Origin of the sequence: [Actinomadura] parvosata subsp. kistnae (assembly GCF_900323885.1) — a bacterium.
GTDB classification, from domain to species: Bacteria; Actinomycetota; Actinomycetes; order Streptosporangiales; family Streptosporangiaceae; genus Nonomuraea; species Nonomuraea composti.
On record NZ_OOHJ01000018.1, the window covers coordinates 558,006 to 574,004 of the forward strand.

The window sequence follows — 15,999 nt, forward strand, 5'->3', positions numbered from 1 at the left end:
CGGACATGTGGCACGCCTTGATCGCCGTCCCCGCGCCCACCGAACCGTACTGGCTGAACCTGCCCTACTGGCTGGTGGGCGCCATCCTGATCCTGGCGCTGTTCGGCGCGTTCCAGGTCTACTACTGGGTCGGGCGCAGGCTCGGCGAGCGGCTGTACGACTCCCGCGTCGGCGTCAGGTTCGGCCGCGAGCGCATCCAGAAGGTCGAGCGCGTCGTCGAGCGGTGGGGCGCGCTGGCCGTCTACGGCTGCTTCTGGGTGCCCATGCTGCGGCACACGCTGCCGTGGGTGGCGGGGGCACTGCGCGTGTCCTACCCCTGGTACGTCGTCGCCAGCGCGCTGGGCTGCCTGACGTGGGCGCCGCTGTGGTGGTTCGGCGGCACCGCGGCCGTGTTCGGCTGGCTGGAGCTGGCCAGGCGCTCGCCCGCCACGGCCGCGGTCGTCGCCGTGGCCGTGGTCGCTCTCGTCGCCTGGCTGGTGATCCGGCGGCGGAAGCGGCGGCGCGCCGCCGCCGCTTCCTCCGAGGACGAGGCCCTGGCGTCCTGAATCACGCGCCGACGTAGTCGGCCAGGTGCTGCCCCGTGAGCGTGGAGCGGGCCGCGACCAGCTCGGCGGGCGTGCCCTCGAAGACGACCCGGCCGCCGTCGTGCCCCGCGCCCGGCCCCAGGTCGATGATCCAGTCGGCGTGCGCCATCACCGCCTGGTGGTGCTCGATGACGATCACCGACTTGCCGGCGTCCACCAGCCGGTCGAGCAGCCCGAGCAGCTGCTCGACGTCGGCGAGGTGCAGGCCGTTCGTCGGCTCGTCCAGGACGTAGACGCCGCCCTTGTCCGCCATGTGCGTGGCGAGCTTGAGCCGCTGCCGCTCGCCGCCGGACAGCGTGGTGAGCGGCTGGCCGATGGTGAGGTAGCCGAGCCCGACGTCGGCGAGCCGTTCGAGGATGACGTGGGCGGCCGGCGTGCGCGCCTCGCCCGTACCGAAGAACTCCTCCGCCTCCGTCACCGACATCGCCAGCACCTCGCTGATGTCCCGCCCGCCGAGCCGGTAGTCCAGCACGGACGCCTGGAACCGCTTGCCCCCGCACTCCTCGCACGTGCTGGACACGCTGGCCATGATCCCGAGGTCGGTGTAGACGACGCCGGCGCCGTTGCAGCCGGGGCAGGCGCCCTCGGAGTTGGCGCTGAACAGCGCCGGCTTCACGCCGTTCGCCTTCGCGAACGCCTTGCGGATCGGCTCCAGCAGCCCCGTGTACGTCGCCGGGTTGCTGCGCCGCGAGCCCTTGATCGGGCTCTGGTCGACCGACACCACGCCCGCCCCCTTGGGGATGGAGCCGTGCACGAGCGAGCTCTTGCCCGAGCCGGCCACGCCGGTGATCACGGTCAGCACCCCGAGCGGCAGGTCCACGTCCACGTTCTGCAGGTTGTGGGTGGTGGCGCCGCGGATCTCCAGCTTGCCGGTGTGCGGGCGCACCGCCGGCTTGAGCGCGGCCCGGTCGTCGAGGTGGCGGCCGGTGATCGTGCCGGAGGCCCGCAGGCCCTCGACGGTGCCCTCGTAGCAGACGGTGCCGCCCGCCGTGCCGGCGCCGGGGCCGAGGTCCACGACGTGGTCGGCGATCGCGATCACCTCCGGCTTGTGCTCCACGACGAGCACCGTGTTGCCCTTGTCGCGCAGCCGCAGCAGCAGCGTGTTCATGCGCTGGACGTCGTGCGGGTGCAGGCCGGCGGTGGGCTCGTCGAAGACGTACGTGACGTCGGTGAGCGAGGAGCCGAGGTGCCGGATCATCTTCGTGCGCTGCGCCTCGCCGCCGGACAGCGTGCCGGCGGGCCGGTCGAGCGACAGGTAGCCCAGCCCGATCTCCACGAACGACTCCAGCGTCCGCAGCAACGCCGTGAGCAGCGGCTTCACCGACGGCTCATCCAGGCTTCGCACCCACTCGACGAGGTCGCTGATCTGCATGGCGCAGGCGTCGGCGATGTTGATCCCGGCGATGCGCGACGACCTGGCCGCCTCGCTGAGCCGGGTGCCGTCGCACTCCGGGCAGGTGGTGAACGTCACCGCCCGGTCCACGAACTCCCGGATGTGCGGCTGCATCGCCTCCCGGTCCTTCGACAGGAACGACTTCTGGATCCTCGGGATCAGCCCCTCGTAGGTGAGCGTCGATCCCTCGACCTTCACCTTCGTGGCCTCCCTGTAGAGGAAGTCCTGCATCTCCTGCTTCGTGAAGTCGCGGATGGGCTTGTTCGGGTCGAGGAAGCCGGACGCGGCGTAGGTCCGCACCGTCCACCAGCTGTCCGACTTCCAGCCCGGGATGGTGAACGCGCCCTCGGCGATCGACTTGGAGTCGTCGTAGAGCTGGGTGAGGTCGATGTCGGAGACCGTGCCGCGGCCCTCGCAGCGCGGGCACATGCCGCCCAGGCGGGTGTACGTCGCCCGTTCGGCCTTCTTGTTGCCGCGCTCGACGGTGATCGCGCCGCTCGCCCGCACGGTGGGGACGTTGAAGGAGAACGCGTTGGGCGAGCCGATGTGCGGCTGCCCGAGCCGGCTGAACAGGATGCGCAGCATCGCGTTGGCGTCGGTCGCGGTGCCGACCGTGGAGCGGGGGTCCGAGCCCATCCGCTGCTGGTCGACGATGATCGCCGTGGTCAGCCCGTCGAGCACGTCGACCTCGGGCCTGGCCAGCGTCGGCATGAAACCCTGCACGAAGGCGCTGTAGGTCTCGTTGATCATCCGCTGCGACTCCGCGGCGATCGTGTTGAACACCAGCGAGCTCTTGCCCGAGCCGGACACGCCGGTGAACACGGTCAGCCTGCGCTTGGGGATCTCGATGCTGACGTCCTTGAGGTTGTTCTCGCGCGCGCCGTGCACGCGGATCAAGCCGTGACTGTCGGCAACGTGCGGCGCGGCCGGCTGCGTGTCCGTGGTCGTCTCCATGCTCATCGTGTCTCCTTCTTCCTCAAGACCCGGCTCTCACGGTCTCCGTCGGCGCGTCAGCGGTCCTGGAGCACGCCGAGGACGTTGCCGTCGGGGTCGGTGAACGTGGCCACCACGCGGCCGCCGCCCACCTCCCGCGGCTTGTCCTTGACCGTCGCGCCGGCGGCGGTCACCTCGGCGAGCTTCGCCTCGATGTCCGCCACCTGCCAGTACGCCACCGGCCCCGTCATGCCCTGCGCGGCGCCGCCCGGGACCAGCCCGATGTGCTGGCCCTCGGCCTCGAACCCGACATAGTAGGGCTCATCGGTCTGGGGCGGGAAGCCGAGCAGGGCCGTGTAGACCGCCTTGGCGGCGTCGAGGTCGGAGACGGGGTGCAGCACGGTCTTGATGCCCTGGGTGGACGAGTCGCCCATGGTTCCTCCTGCGGTCGCGGTTTGATGCGCACCGCCCGGATGGCGGTGTATCTGCAGGTTAGGCGGGCTTCGCCGGCCGGCGCTTCTCGATTCCTGATCGGTTGGCGCGGCCGGGGTCAGGCGTCCTCGGGGTCCCCGCTGCGGTCGTCGATCGGCGCGTCGGGGGCGTTCCTGCGCACGGTCTCGATGCCGTTCACGCACGCCACCTTGTTCGGATAGCCCTCGCCGACCGCCAGCGTCTGCCCGTTGCTCGCGACGAGCGCGAACCGGTACCCGCCCTGACCGTCCTCGCTGATGATGAATCTTCCTGCCATGGCCGCCGCCCCCCGCCATATCGGATCTATCAATGATTTACCCCCATCTGAGGCCGCCGCGCGGCGAAGTCCGGCAAACGGCGGCTCTGTCTCTGTCAACATGATGGGCATGCGTATTGGGCGTTTGATGAGCTCTGTCGTGATCGCCTTGGTCGTGGGGGTCTCCTCCCCCGCCATGGCCGCCGACGAGCCGACCGTGGGGGCCAAGGCGGCGTACGTCATCGACTCGGCAGGAACGGTCCACTTCGGCAAGCGGGAGACGAAGCGGATGCCGGTGGCCAGCCTCGTCAAGATCATGACCGCGTACGTGGTGCTCCGCGAGGGCAGGCTGAGCGACACGATCACGATCTCCGCGACCGACGTCAAGTACGCCGCCAAGAACGGCGCCGCCACCGCCGGGCTGCGCAAGGGCGAGCGCTTCACGACCCGGGACCTGCTGTACGCGCTCATGCTGCCCTCCGGCGCCGACGCCGCCAACGCCCTGGCCCGCCACTACGGGCCCGGCAAGACGGCCTTCGTGGCCAAGATGAACAGCACGGCCCGCGCCCTCGGCCTCACCGACACCCGCTACACCAACCCCGACGGCATGCCCACCCCCGCCAACGGCGGCTACTCCACGGCCGTCGACCAGGTGAAGCTGGCCAGGCTCGCGCTGCGGAGCAGCGTCTTCACGACGGTGGTCGGCACCACCTCGCACAAGGTCGCCAAGACGGGCGTGCACCGGGCGCACACCTGGAAGAACACGAACAAGCTGCTCGCGCAGGCCGACGGGGTGCTGGGCGTGAAGACCGGCTACACGAACGCGGCCGGCCACTGCCTGCTGTTCGCCGCCGAACGGGGCGGCCTCCAGGTGGTGGGGGCGCTGCTCGGCGACGGCAAGGACCCGAGCCGCTTCACGGCGGCGAAGAAGCTGCTGGACTTCGCCGAGGAGCAGATCACCCTCGGCTGACGGCTCAGGCCCCTGTCACCCGGGGCTCGCGGCACCCCCGCCGGCCCTTCAGCCGAACACGATGCGGCCGCTCCCGGGGAGGGCGGCCATGCCCTGGGTGGCGCAGTCGAGGAGGGCGGTGGCGGGGCTGATGCCGCCCTTGACCCGCTCCCCCGCCATCCGGCCCGCCGTGACGCTGCCGGTGAGGAGCGTGTCGGCGGGGCGCTGGGCCACGAGCCGGTCGGCCCGGACGCGCAGCCGTGAGGTGCCGACGGGCCGCCCGTTCGTGCCGAACCAGGTGATGACGGCGCTGCCGCGCACCTGGCGGGCGCTGGCGCAGGACGCCTGGGCGGTGGCCTTGACGCTCGCCCATCCCGAGCGCAGGGCGGTGGCCGAGCCGTCGGGCGAGGTGCACCCGGTCAGCTCCAGGTGCCCGCGCGCCTCGACCCGCCGGGGCGTGAGCCCGACCTTGGGCTGGAACACCAGCGGCCGCCCGGCGGGCGTGGCGGCGGCACAGCTCAGCGCGACGGCCTCCGCCGCCCCGGGCCAGAACGCCCCCGAACCCGGCGTTCCCGCCGCAACCGCCAACGCGATCACCCAGGCCACGTTCACAGAGCCCCTCCCGTGCGCGCACTCACCGTGTCCGATCGATCACATTGTGCACCATCAGGCGGCGCGGCACGCGGGATCGAGCCGGTCGGCGGTCCATCTCAGCGAGCACGCCAGCCGCACCCGCACCTTGGCCCGCGGCCGTTCGGCACGCCGCGGCGCTCCTGGCAGGGCCGCCCCGAGCGACCCTTCGTACCCCATCGCGGTCTGATGGGCGAGGACTTGCATGGCATCCATCCGATCCTCCTTAATCCATTAAGACCTTAATTGATTAAGAACGGCCCGGCAAGCTCTTCGCTACCGTTGCACCATGGCCAAGGTCACCCTGCAGACGATCGCCGACCGCCTCGGCGTGTCCCGGGCCACCGTCTCCTACGCCTTCTCCCGCCCCGACCAGCTCAGCGACGGCCTGCGCCGGCGCATCCTTGAGGTGGCCGACGAGCTCGGCTACGCCGGCCCCAACCCCACCGCCCGCTCACTCAGGCTCGGCCGCGCCGGCGCCCTCGGGCTGATCTTCAGCGAGACGCTGGCCTACGCGTTCGCCGACCCCTACTCCATCGGCTTCTTCCAGGGCCTGGCCACCGCCGCCGAGGACGCGGGCGTGGGCCTGCTCATCCTGCCCCTGCCGCACGGCGACCGGCGCAGCGACACGGTCAGAGACGCCGTGGTCGACGCGTTCTGCGTGATGTCACTGCCCGACGGGCACCCCGCACTGGCGGAGGTGCTGGCCAGAAAGCTGCCCGTCGTGGTGGTGGACGAGCCGTACGTGCCGGGGCACCCGTTCCTCGGCATCGACGAGCCGGCGGCGGGCGCCACGGCGGCGCGGCACGTGCTGGAGCTCGGCCACCGGCGCCTGGGGGTGGCCATGGTCGGGCTGCACGAAGACGGGCACACCGGCTGGGCCGGCCCCGAGCGGCAGCGGGCGGCGACCTTCGCGGCCATGCGGGCCCGCCGCGAGGGCTACCAGCGGGCCTGCGAGGAGGCCGGCCTCGACTGGGAGCAGGTGCCGTTCTACGAAGTGGCGCGCAACTCGCGCGAGGCGGGCCGGCGGGCGGGCCACGCCCTGCTCGGCCGCGACCCGCGCCCCACCGCGATACTCACCAACACCGACGTGCTGGCGCTCGGCGTCCTCGACGCCGCCGCCGACCTGGGGCTCAAGGTGCCCGAGGAGCTGTCGGTGGTGGGCTTCTCCGACAGCGCGGCCGAGGAGGCGGGGCTCACCACGATCCGCCAGGCCAAGCAGGAGATGGGCGCGGCGGCGGGCCGGCTGCTCCTGTCGGGCGGCACGGCCGCGCCGGAGCGGCTGCTGTTCCCGTACGAGCTGGTGGTGCGCGCCTCCACCGCCCCGCCCCGCTCCTGACGCCCGCGCCCCGGACACCGCCGGAAACGCCCGCGAACACCGCGCCGCCCACGTAGGGTGAGGTGCACACCTCTCCACAAAGGAACCCTCATGGCGGAATTCGTCGAGATCCGCATGACGATCGAGAGTCACGAGAGGGCGGCCGAGCTCGCGCACGGCATCCTCCTCGCGGGCCTGGCCACGTCGATCGACATCGCGGAAGCCCCGCACCAGCCCGTCCACCGCGACACGCCCACCTGGCAGCTCACGCTCATCACGACGAACGAGCAGGTCCCCGCGCTGGAGGGGCACCTCAGGAGCACCGGCGCCACCGCCCCCCTCGACTGCCGCCCGGTGATCCAGGACTTCGAGGGCTACCCCGACTGGCTCATGGACGGCCAGTCGTAAGCACGCCCCCTTAGTGGCCCCGCTGGTGGAACGTCTGCGCCCCGGCCCGGTGCACGGCGGCCTTGACCAGCCCGAAGATCGCCCCTTGCAGGGCGGCGGCGACGAGGACCTCGGTCCAGCCGCGCTCGAGGTCGTCGGCGTCCGGCGCGTCGTCCTGACCGGACGCCAGCTTCCAGGCCCGCTTGAACAGCGCCGACGCCAGCGCACCACCCAGCAGACCCATCCCCAGCGACGTGACCTTCTCTACCGGTTGCATGGCATCTCCTTACGTTGACGTGGTGTCTGCCCGTGCCCCGTGCCAGCCGCTTAAACCCCCGGACGGATCACCTCTCGGCGCGCATGAGCCCGTGGCAGGCGATGGCGGCGGCGGCCACCACGTTGAGGGAGTCGACGCCGTTGGACAGGGCGGCGGCGCTCATCGGGATGCAGACCGCCTGGTCCGCCTCCTCCAGCCAGTGCGAGGACAGGCCGTCGCCCTCGGCGCCGAGCAGCAGCGCGACCCGGTCGGCCGGTTCGACGGAGTCGATGGGGGCGGCGCTCTGGTCGGGGGTGAGGGCGAGGGTCCGGTAGCCGGCGGCGCGGAGCTGGGCGAGGCCGGTGAACCAGTCGTCCATGCGGGCGTACGGGATGGAGAAGACCGCGCCCATCGAGACCTTCACCGCGCGCCGGTAGAGGGGGTCGGCGCAGCGGGGCGACAGGATGACGGCGTCCACGCCGAGCGCGGCGGCGGAGCGGAAGATCGCGCCCACGTTGCTGTGGTCGACGAGGTCCTCCAGGACGAGGAGGCGGCGGGCGCCGTTCTTGAGGAGGGCGTCGAGGCTGGGCAGGGGGAGGCGTTCCATCGAGGCGAGCGCGCCCCTGTGGACCTGGAAGCCGGCGATGCCGGACATGATCTCGTCGCTGACGACGTAGACGGTGGCGTCGCCGAGGACGTCCTCCAGGGAGGCGAGCCAGCGGCGGGTGGTCAGGACGGAGCGGATCGGGTAGCCGGCGCCAATGGCCCGCCTGATCACCTTCTCCCCTTCGGCGAGGAACAGGCCGCGCTCGGCCTCCAGGCTCTTGCGCAGCTCGACGTCCCGCAGCCGGGTGTAGTCGGACAGGCGGGGGTCGGCGGCGTCGGTGACGTACTCAAGCACCTTCCGATACTGCCACGCGCCGCCTGACCTGCCAGACCACGGCGTAGCAGAGCAGCACCGCGGCCAGGCCGATCACGGTGCCGGCGCCCGTCTTGGTGATGACGGAGGCGATGCCGAACTTCGGGTTCGGCTCGTCGATCAGCGGCCACAGGAGGGCGCCGGCGAGGATGCCGGCGGCGGAGGCGGCCAGCACGGTCCAGCGGGCACGGGCGGGCAGGCGCAGCCGCTCCGGTACGGGTGCCGCCGCCATGCGGGACAGCCCGCGCCACCCCCACCACACGACCACGGCCAGGCCGATCGCGGAGGAGACGTACTGCAGGAGGCGGAAGAGCCTGATCACGCCGAGGACGGAGACGCCCAGCCACGCGCCCCACTCGGCGGGGCCGGTGGAGTGGGTGAAGGAGTCCCACAGGACGTGGGTGGCGGCGCCGATCACGGCGCCGGCCGCCATGGGGAGCAGGCGCAGCCGGTCGGGCACGAGGAGCGCGGCCCGCCCGGCGAGGCCGGGCGGGAGCAGGGCGATGAGCGGGTCGCGCAGGACGGCGTGGAAGAGCGGCAGCAGGACGAGGACCGCGAGCGGGTCGATGGTGACGACGCCGAGCCAGGAGTGCGTGTCGGTGTAGTCGGGCATGAACGGCAGGAAGACCGGCAGGTCGGGCACCATGGCGCCCATCGCCAGCGCCCACGGGTCGACATACCTGCGGATGCGCCGGGAGCCGATCAGCGGCAGCACGGCGGCGACATGGCTGGGCGTGAACGGCACGGTGTCGTCTCCCCCTCGTTGACATCCCCCAGCGATCATTATGCGGGCCGGATCTTGACCCTGCTTTGCCGGCGTTTCACCAGGTCACGGGCGGTAGTGGGTACGGTACTCATCGCTGTCGACGGCCGGACAGCCGGGAGTTCGGGGGTTCATGGTGCCTGATCAGCGGATTCAGGAGCTTCCGGCCGCGTCAGCCGAATGGTTGCGTGCCGCGCGCGCGGCACGCTCGCTCTCCGTGGCGACGCTGGCCTGGCTGGGCGTGGAGAGCACGCTCGGCCTGGCCGCGGGGCTGGCGGCGCACTCGGTGGCGCTCATCGGGTGGGGGCTGTCGGCTTTCGTGGAGGCGGCGGCGAGCCTGATCGTGGTGTGGCGGTTCACGGGGGCGCGCACGTTGTCGCCGAGCGCGGAGAGCACCGCCAGGCGGGCGGTGGCGGTGAGCTTCTGGCTCCTGGCCCCGTATCTCGTCCTTCACGTCGCGCACGATCTGGACGCGGGGCACCGGGCGGTGCCGAGCGTGCTGGGGATCGTGGTGACGACGGTCAGCCTGGTCAGCATGCCGGTGCTGGGGGTGGTCAAGCGGCGGCTCGGGGCGCGGCTGGCGTCGGCGGCCACGTCGGGCGAGGGCACCCAGAACCTGCTGTGCGCGGTCATGGCGGCGGGGGTGCTGGCGGGGTTGTGGCTGAACACGGTGGGCTGGTGGTGGGTGGATCCGATGGTGGCGGTGCTGCTGGCGGCCCTCGCCGTACGGGAGGGCCGGCGGGCCTGGCACGGCCACGCCTGCTGCCACTGATGCTCATGGTGAGAATCGTCACGCTCGTGGCGAATGCCCACTGCGGAGGGTAATCGTCGCATCAAAAGGGCTGTTTTGCCGCATCCACCGCACCGAGTATCGTCTCCGAAGTATTGCGGAGCATCTCCCGCTAGGGTCTCCGGAAGGTCACGAGAACACCTAAGAGGACATCGTGGGGCGACACCGGACAGACGATCTCGACGGCGGATACAGGGCCAGCGAACCACCACCGCGCAGGAGAGCCAGGCGCGGCCGGGGGAGGGTGCTCGTACCGCTGGCGGGGGCCGTCGCCCTGGCCGTGCTCCTCGGCGTCGCCGCGTTCGTGATCTTCAATCGCGACCATGACTGCTCGGGCGGCAAGCTGGCGCTGCGCGTGGTCGCCACCCCCGACATCCAGCCGGCGCTGAACAAGATCGCCGGCACCTACAACAAGGCCCTGCACTCGATCGACAGCAAGTGCGTCGAGGTGACGGTGGCCAAGGAGGCCGCGGCCAGGACGGCGAACGCGCTGGCGGCGGGCAAGGTCAGCGCCGACTTCTGGGTGGCCGACTCCAGCCTGCTCATGGAGAGCATGCGCGCCACCGAGGGCGGCGCCGCGCTGCCGCAGGTGGAGGGGTCGATCGCGACCTCCCCCGTGGTGCTGGCGGCGGCGAAGTCGGCCGCGTCGAAGCTGTCCGGCTCGCTCCAGCCGAGCTGGGTGTCCATGATCTCGGCGGCGAACGTGGCCAACGTGGACGGCCCCGGCAGGAAGGTGCGGGTGCTCGCCCTCGACCCGCAGAAGAACTCGGCGGGCCTGGCGGCGCTGCTGGCCGCGGCGGGCACGGCCAAGGCGGCCAAGCAGGACAAGGCGCTGGTGGGCGCGCTGAAGGAGCTGTCGGGCCAGCTCGCCTCCGACTCGACGGCGCTGCTGGCCAGCCTCACCGTCAAGTCGGGCAGCCGGGTGCCGGTGGGCGTCACCTCCGAGCAGGCCATCTACGCGCACAACACGAAGAAGCCCGAGGTGCCGGTGGTCGCTCTCTACCCCAAGGAGGGCACGCTCAGCCTGGACTACCCGGTCACGATCCTGACCAAGGACCCGCAGGTGCTGAAGGCCGCGACGGACTTCAAGCAGGCGCTGACCGCCGAGTCGGCCAAGAAGGTCCTGCGTGACGCCGGCTTCCGCGGCACCGACGGCAAGGCCGGCGACGCGCTGTCGGAGGACAAGGGCTTCACCCCGGAGACCCCGGCGGCGCTGGACCCGCCGGACGGCGCGACCGTGGCCCGCATGGTGCAGACCTGGACCCGGCTGAACCTCGGCACCCGCCTGCTCACCCTCCTCGACGTCTCCGGGACGATGGCGCTGCCGGTCCCCGGCACGAACATGACCCGCATGCAGGCCATCAACCGGATCGCCACCGAGGGACTGGCGCTGTTCCCCGCCGGCTCCGAGATGGGCCTGTGGTCGTTCTCCACCCACATGGACGGGCGCGGCAAGGACTGGAAGGAACTCGTCTCCGTCGGCCCGCTGAGCGAGTCGATCAACGGGGCGACCCGCAAGGAGCAGCTCGTCAGGACGTTCGCCCAGCTCCAGGCCAAGGCCACCGGTGACACCGGCCTGAACGACACGATCAAGGCGGCCTACACCGAGCTGACCAGGACGTTCCAGGAGGACAAGGTCAACACCCTGCTGATCCTGACCGACGGCGCGGGCAACGACGACCCGGACGGCGGCGTCAAGAACGCCGAGCTCCTGCAGTTCCTCAAGAAGACCTACAACCCGAAGCGGCCGCTCACCATCCTGCTCATCGCGTTCGGCCCGGACGCCAAGAAGGGCAAGGCGCAGATGGAGGCGGTGGCCAAGGCCACGGGCGGCGAGGCGTACATCGCCGAGAACATCCTCCAGGTCCGCGACTTCTTCCTCCAGGGCATGGAACGCCGCCTCTGCATGCCGAACTGCGACGGCTGATCCGCCGGGCCCGCCATGCTCATTGGGCATGGCGGGAAAACCCGGACGATCGAGGCGGCGTCCTCTCCGCGTGGGGCTCGAGTGAGCGTCCGACCTGCGGGGAGGGAAATCCGTGCCTGGATGGCCGACCGTCGATCGCGCGGGCGATCAGGAGCTGGTCGAGGCTCTGCGTCGCGCGGAGACCGCCGCTCCCGCCACGCTCTACGACTCCTACGGCGAACGGCTGTACGACTACGCCTTCTCCCTGTCAGGGGACGGCGACGTGGCGGCCGACTCCGTGCACGACGCGCTGGTCACCGCGCAGGGGTGCGTGGCCAGGCTCAGGGAGCCCGCCCGGCTGCGGCCCTGGTTGTACGCGCTGACCAGGTTCCAGGTACGGGCCAGGATGGCGCGCCGCCCCGGCACCCCGTCCGGCGGCATGCCGCTGCCCGAGCTCGACGAGCCCGCGGATCCCGAGCTGGCGAGCCTGGTCCGGGAGGCGCTGGGCGAGCTGAGCAGGGGCCAGCGCGAGGTGCTGAGGCTGTCGCTGCGTCACGGGCTGACCCCGGCGGAGGTGGGGGCGGTGCTCGGCCTGACCTCTCGCCAGTCGGCCGCCCGGCTGGGCCGGGGCCGCGACCATCTGGAGAACGCCGCCGCGGCCGTGCTGCTGGCCAGGAACGGCCGGGCGCACTGCCCCGACCTGTCGGCGCTGCTCGACTCCTGGGAGGGCCCGCTCACCCCGTTGCTGCGCCGCAGGTTGTCGGGGCACATCGGCGGGTGCGAGGTGTGCACCGAGGGCCGGCACCGGCAGGTCTCGGCGGCGCGGCTGCTGGACCTGGTGCCGGTCGCGTACCCGCCGATCTCGCTGCGCCGCCGGGTGATCGACACGTGCGTGCGACCGGAGCTGGACCAGACGCGGGTCCTGATCACGGATCGGGGTGACAGCTTCGACCGGTCGGGGTTCCCGGTGCCGGCCGATCGCCGCTCGCGGCGGCGCCGGTCGCGGCGCCTGGCGCCGCTCGTGCTGGCGGGCGCGTGCCTGCTGGCGGCGACGGGCGCGGTGGTGATGGTCAACGGGAGCGGCACGTCGGGGACGACCGCCCTGCGGCCGGTCCACTCCCCCGCGCCCACGCTCTCCGTGGAGGAGGAGAGCCCCACGCAGGAGGACGAGCCCAGCCCGACACCGAGCGCGAGCCCCAGCCGCACCCCGTCCCCCCGGGTCACGCCGACGGCGGCGGCCCCGCGCAGGAGCGCCAGGCGGGCCCCCGCGCCGGCGGTCACGCGGCGCAGGCCCGTGCCCGCTGCCCGGCTGCGGCTCTCGTGCCCGAGCGCGGTCGACGGCGTCGCCCGCATCGGGCTCGGCGCCCGCCACGCGGCCGTGTCCTGGGTGGCGACCGCCTCGCCGGGCCTCGACGTGCGCCCGGCGAGCGGCTCGGTCAGGGCGGGCGGGTCGGCGTGGGTGACGGTGGCGGTCGCCGAGCCGGACGTCTCCGGCAGCGGCCGCGTCACCTTCACCTCGAACGGCGGCACCGCCACGTGCGCGCTGTCCTGGGAGGGCGACGAAGGCCCCGAGCCCCCGACCGACGGCCCGACGGCGACCGAGGAGCCGACCGGCTCTCCGGGCCCCGGCGTGGCCACCACGTCGGGCGGCGCTCCCGTGCGGGAGCCGAGCCCGAACTCACAGTGACTTCACACATTTAACACGACAAACGTATATAAATCGGACCCTGACTCGTGAACCCTAGGCTACATAGGGCATTCTGGTGTGCTTGGGAACCGCACCGGGGCAAGGCAATCTTTTGACCGTGTGTCGAAGGTCACATAAGAAACTTCGGCATGCCTGTAAACCGGAGCGCGTGGCCAAGCGTCGGCATTGACGTGTCGTAGCGTGGATTGGTCCCATGAACTGCGATCAACCGCGCTTCAACCAGCAAGGCAGGAGAGAGATCAGGAGATGCTCAAGCAGCACCGCAGAGCGCTGGCCTGGCTGGTCGCGCTCGCCTGCATAGCGGGAGCGGTCATTGCGCTGTTCGATATCGAGACACCGCTGCGCCCGTTCCTCATCTCCTTGTTCCTTCTGGTCGTACCAGGAGCGGCAGTGGTGGGACTGTTGCGCGATCGTGACCCCCTCGCCGCCCTATCCGTAGGGGCCGCGGCGAGTCTCGTACTCAACGTGCTCCTCGCCGAGGCCATGCTGCTCTTCAACGCTTGGTCGCCCCGAGCCGGTGTCGCGACGGTCGCCGTGCTCGGAGGGTTCATGTACGTGCTTCGCGTGTTGTACCGGGGGAAGAGCATGCAAACCGAACAGGGGGCCAGGGCAAGGTGAACATCCAGGTAGTTCGGCCGAGAGAGCTCGGAGACTCCGAGCGGGCCCGATGGCGGGAGCTGCAGAAGGCCGACCGCAGTCTGGACAACCCGTTCCTGTCCGTCGAGTTCGCCGTGGCGATGGACCGCTTGCGCGACTACGTGAGGGTGGCGGTCATCTCCGACAGCGGCGGCATCCAGGGGTTCTTCCCGTACGAGCGGCACAGCTTCGGCATCGGCAAGCCGCTCGGCGGCTTCCTGACCACGTGCCACGGCCTGATCGCCGCCCCCGACCTCAAGCTCGACGCCAAGGCGCTGCTGCGCGCCTGCAGATTGAGCGTCTTCGACTTCGACCACCTGGTGGCCGGGCAGCCGACGTTCGCCGAGTACGAGTCGGACGTGCGCCCCGCGCCTGTGATGGACTTCACCTCCGGCTTCGAGGCCTGGATCGAGCAGGTCAAGGCCAACTCGCCGAAGAACCTCAAGACCGTCCGCTACAAGGAACGCAAGATGGGGCGGGAGCAGGGCGAGCTGCGGCTCGAATGGGCCTCGCCCGACCCCGAGGTGCTGCGCACCCTGCTCGCCTGGAAGTCCGACCAGTACCAGCGGACCGGCCGGGTCGACAGGTTCGCGCAGCCATGGATCGTCGAGCTGACCGACATGATGCATGCCGAGAACTCATCGGACTTCGCGGGCGTCCTGACCATGCTCTATGCCGGAGACGTACCGGTCGCGGGGCATTTCGGCCTCCGTACGGCGACCACCCTTGTAGGGTGGTTCCCCGCCTACGACACCGAGTACGCCCGCTACTCGCCGGGCATCGTCCACCACCTGCAGATGGCCGAGGCCGCGGCGAACGCGGGGCTGCACATGGTGGACATGGGCAAGGGCGGCAAGGAGTACAAGGACTGGCTGAAGAGCGGGGTCCTGTACGTCGCCGAAGGCCGCGTCTCGCGTCCGTCCGCCTCGGCGGCCGTTCACTGGATGGGCCGAACTCCTTTCAACAAAGCCCGAACAATTGTCATGGACCGACCGTCTCTTTATAAGGCGGCCGACCGTGTCCTGAAGGGCTTCGGTCGGGTGCGCACCTCGATGCAACGTCAGGAGCCATCCAACGCAGTAACTCAGGAACCCACGGGAGCGCGCTGAGCGATCCCGGAACACCCCCCGGCACCAGCACCACAACACCCTCACACTCCACACAGGACCCTTCGATGCATCGTTTGCCGGCTTCGCCGTTCCCGCAGCACCCGGGGGTGGTTCCGTCCGGCCCGCAGCGCGGGGTCCCGGAAGGATTTCCCTCGCCATGAGTCCCGAGATAACCAAGCACAACGGCAAGGTTCACTCCTCGCCCCTGCGGTCGATGCCGCCGCCCTCGAGTTTCACGCCGGTGACCCCGCACCTGGCCATCTCCCCGACGGTCAGCGTGGTCGTGCCGGCGATGAACGAGGCGGAGAACCTGCCGCACGTCTTCGCCACCATCCCGCAGTGGGTTGACGAGATCGTGCTCGTCGACGGCAACTCCGTCGACGACACGGTGGCCGTGGCCAAGCGACTGCGTCCCAACGTCAAAGTGGTGACGCAGAAGGGCAAGGGCAAGGGTGACGCCCTCGCCGCCGGTTTCGCCGCTTGCACCAGCGACATCATCGTGATGATCGACGCCGACGGGTCCACCGACGGCCGCGAGATCATCAACTTTGTGGGCGCGCTGGTGACCGGTGCCGACTTCGTGAAGGGCTCGCGCTACGCCGCCGGGGGCGGCAGCGACGACCTGACGCTCAACCGGCGACTTGGCAACAAGGTGCTCACCGGCATCGTCAACGTGATGTACAAGACCCAGTACACCGACCTCTGCTACGGCTACAACGCCTTCTGGGCGCGTCATCTTGATGTCCTCAACCTTGACTGCGACGGCTTCGAGGTCGAGACGCTGATGAACGTGCGCGCGGCCAAGGCCGGGCTGAAGGTGCACGAGGTCCCCAGCCACGAGCGCAACCGCATCCACGGCGAAAGCAACCTGCACGTCGTACGAGATGGCTTCCGCGTGCTCAAGACCATCCTGAAGGAGTGGCGTCGCCAGCCCACTCCGCCTCAGCCTGAGCCTGCCGCCACTCCCGCCGCTGACCGAGGCGTCGCTTAA

18 protein-coding genes are annotated in these 15,999 nt (G+C 70.9%); 10 read left to right on the forward strand and 8 right to left on the reverse strand.

Annotated features, from left to right (window positions below; translation table 11 throughout):
- Positions 1-5: 5 nt before the first annotated feature.
- The gene (locus KIS93_RS22650; protein WP_080045768.1) at positions 6-545 is read left to right on the forward strand and encodes a DedA family protein; all 540 of its coding nucleotides are present in this window, start codon (positions 6-8) and stop codon (positions 543-545) included.
- A 1-nt stretch (position 546) separates the two neighbouring features.
- On the opposite strand, the gene KIS93_RS22655 is transcribed toward KIS93_RS22650, so the two are convergent.
- The 3 genes from KIS93_RS22655 to KIS93_RS22665 all read right to left on the reverse strand — a co-directional run bounded on the left by KIS93_RS22655 (position 547) and on the right by KIS93_RS22665 (position 3,658).
- Positions 547-2,931: an ATP-binding cassette domain-containing protein gene (locus KIS93_RS22655; RefSeq protein ID WP_222107750.1), complete on the reverse strand. Its 2,385-nt coding sequence runs from the start codon at positions 2,929-2,931 to the stop codon at positions 547-549.
- 56 nt (positions 2,932-2,987) lie between these two features.
- Positions 2,988-3,344: a VOC family protein gene (locus KIS93_RS22660; RefSeq protein ID WP_080045766.1), complete on the reverse strand. Its 357-nt coding sequence runs from the start codon at positions 3,342-3,344 to the stop codon at positions 2,988-2,990.
- Positions 3,345-3,460: 116 nt separating this feature from the next.
- Positions 3,461-3,658, reverse strand: coding sequence for a YegP family protein (locus tag KIS93_RS22665; RefSeq protein WP_080045765.1), 198 nt, complete (start codon positions 3,656-3,658; stop codon positions 3,461-3,463).
- A gap of 139 nt (positions 3,659-3,797) precedes the next feature.
- Here KIS93_RS22665 and KIS93_RS22670 point away from each other — a divergent pair, with 139 nt between their 5' ends.
- On the forward strand, positions 3,798-4,607 hold the full coding sequence (locus KIS93_RS22670; RefSeq protein WP_230465853.1) for a D-alanyl-D-alanine carboxypeptidase family protein: 810 nt from the start codon (positions 3,798-3,800) through the stop codon (positions 4,605-4,607).
- A gap of 48 nt (positions 4,608-4,655) precedes the next feature.
- Here the strand turns inward: KIS93_RS22670 and KIS93_RS22675 are convergent, their stop codons facing one another.
- Positions 4,656-5,198 (reverse strand): hypothetical protein, encoded by a 543-nt coding sequence (locus tag KIS93_RS22675; protein ID WP_080045763.1) that lies wholly within the window; start codon positions 5,196-5,198, stop codon positions 4,656-4,658.
- Between the two features lie 54 nt (positions 5,199-5,252).
- Entirely contained in the window at positions 5,253-5,432 is a 180-nt protein-coding gene (locus KIS93_RS22680) for a hypothetical protein (RefSeq protein WP_080045762.1), read from the reverse strand.
- Between the two features lie 73 nt (positions 5,433-5,505).
- Here KIS93_RS22680 and KIS93_RS22685 point away from each other — a divergent pair, with 73 nt between their 5' ends.
- Both KIS93_RS22685 and KIS93_RS22690 read left to right on the forward strand, forming a co-directional pair.
- A complete protein-coding gene (locus tag KIS93_RS22685) occupies positions 5,506-6,555 on the forward strand; it encodes a LacI family DNA-binding transcriptional regulator (protein WP_080045761.1) in 1,050 nt (349 codons plus the stop codon).
- A 90-nt stretch (positions 6,556-6,645) separates the two neighbouring features.
- Entirely contained in the window at positions 6,646-6,942 is a 297-nt protein-coding gene (locus tag KIS93_RS22690; protein WP_080045760.1) for a hypothetical protein, read from the forward strand.
- Positions 6,943-6,952: 10 nt separating this feature from the next.
- Here the strand turns inward: KIS93_RS22690 and KIS93_RS22695 are convergent, their stop codons facing one another.
- The 3 genes from KIS93_RS22695 to KIS93_RS22705 all read right to left on the reverse strand — a co-directional run bounded on the left by KIS93_RS22695 (position 6,953) and on the right by KIS93_RS22705 (position 8,841).
- Positions 6,953-7,198, reverse strand: a complete 246-nt coding sequence (locus KIS93_RS22695) for a DUF4235 domain-containing protein (protein ID WP_080045759.1) — start codon at positions 7,196-7,198, stop codon at positions 6,953-6,955.
- A 67-nt stretch (positions 7,199-7,265) separates the two neighbouring features.
- Positions 7,266-8,078, reverse strand: coding sequence for a TrmH family RNA methyltransferase (locus KIS93_RS22700; protein ID WP_080045758.1), 813 nt, complete (start codon positions 8,076-8,078; stop codon positions 7,266-7,268).
- Positions 8,071-8,841, reverse strand: a complete 771-nt coding sequence (locus KIS93_RS22705) for a DUF4184 family protein (protein ID WP_080045757.1) — start codon at positions 8,839-8,841, stop codon at positions 8,071-8,073. Before KIS93_RS22705 ends, KIS93_RS22700 begins: the two co-directional genes overlap by 8 nt.
- Before the next feature lie 235 nt (positions 8,842-9,076).
- Here KIS93_RS22705 and KIS93_RS67590 point away from each other — a divergent pair, with 235 nt between their 5' ends.
- The 6 genes from KIS93_RS67590 (at position 9,077) to KIS93_RS22735 (ending at position 15,999) form a co-directional block, all read left to right on the forward strand.
- The gene (locus KIS93_RS67590; protein WP_230465852.1) at positions 9,077-9,631 is read left to right on the forward strand and encodes a cation diffusion facilitator family transporter; all 555 of its coding nucleotides are present in this window, start codon (positions 9,077-9,079) and stop codon (positions 9,629-9,631) included.
- A gap of 262 nt (positions 9,632-9,893) precedes the next feature.
- Positions 9,894-11,576, forward strand: a complete 1,683-nt coding sequence (locus KIS93_RS22715) for a substrate-binding domain-containing protein (RefSeq protein ID WP_080045755.1) — start codon at positions 9,894-9,896, stop codon at positions 11,574-11,576.
- Between the two features lie 112 nt (positions 11,577-11,688).
- The gene (locus KIS93_RS22720; protein WP_155129239.1) at positions 11,689-13,242 is read left to right on the forward strand and encodes an RNA polymerase sigma factor; all 1,554 of its coding nucleotides are present in this window, start codon (positions 11,689-11,691) and stop codon (positions 13,240-13,242) included.
- A 267-nt stretch (positions 13,243-13,509) separates the two neighbouring features.
- On the forward strand, positions 13,510-13,881 hold the full coding sequence (locus KIS93_RS22725; protein ID WP_080045753.1) for a hypothetical protein: 372 nt from the start codon (positions 13,510-13,512) through the stop codon (positions 13,879-13,881).
- Positions 13,878-15,008, forward strand: coding sequence for a GNAT family N-acetyltransferase (locus tag KIS93_RS22730; RefSeq protein WP_080045752.1), 1,131 nt, complete (start codon positions 13,878-13,880; stop codon positions 15,006-15,008). Before KIS93_RS22725 ends, KIS93_RS22730 begins: the two co-directional genes overlap by 4 nt.
- Before the next feature lie 241 nt (positions 15,009-15,249).
- Positions 15,250-15,999, forward strand: a complete 750-nt coding sequence (locus KIS93_RS22735) for a glycosyltransferase family 2 protein (RefSeq protein ID WP_246005345.1) — start codon at positions 15,250-15,252, stop codon at positions 15,997-15,999.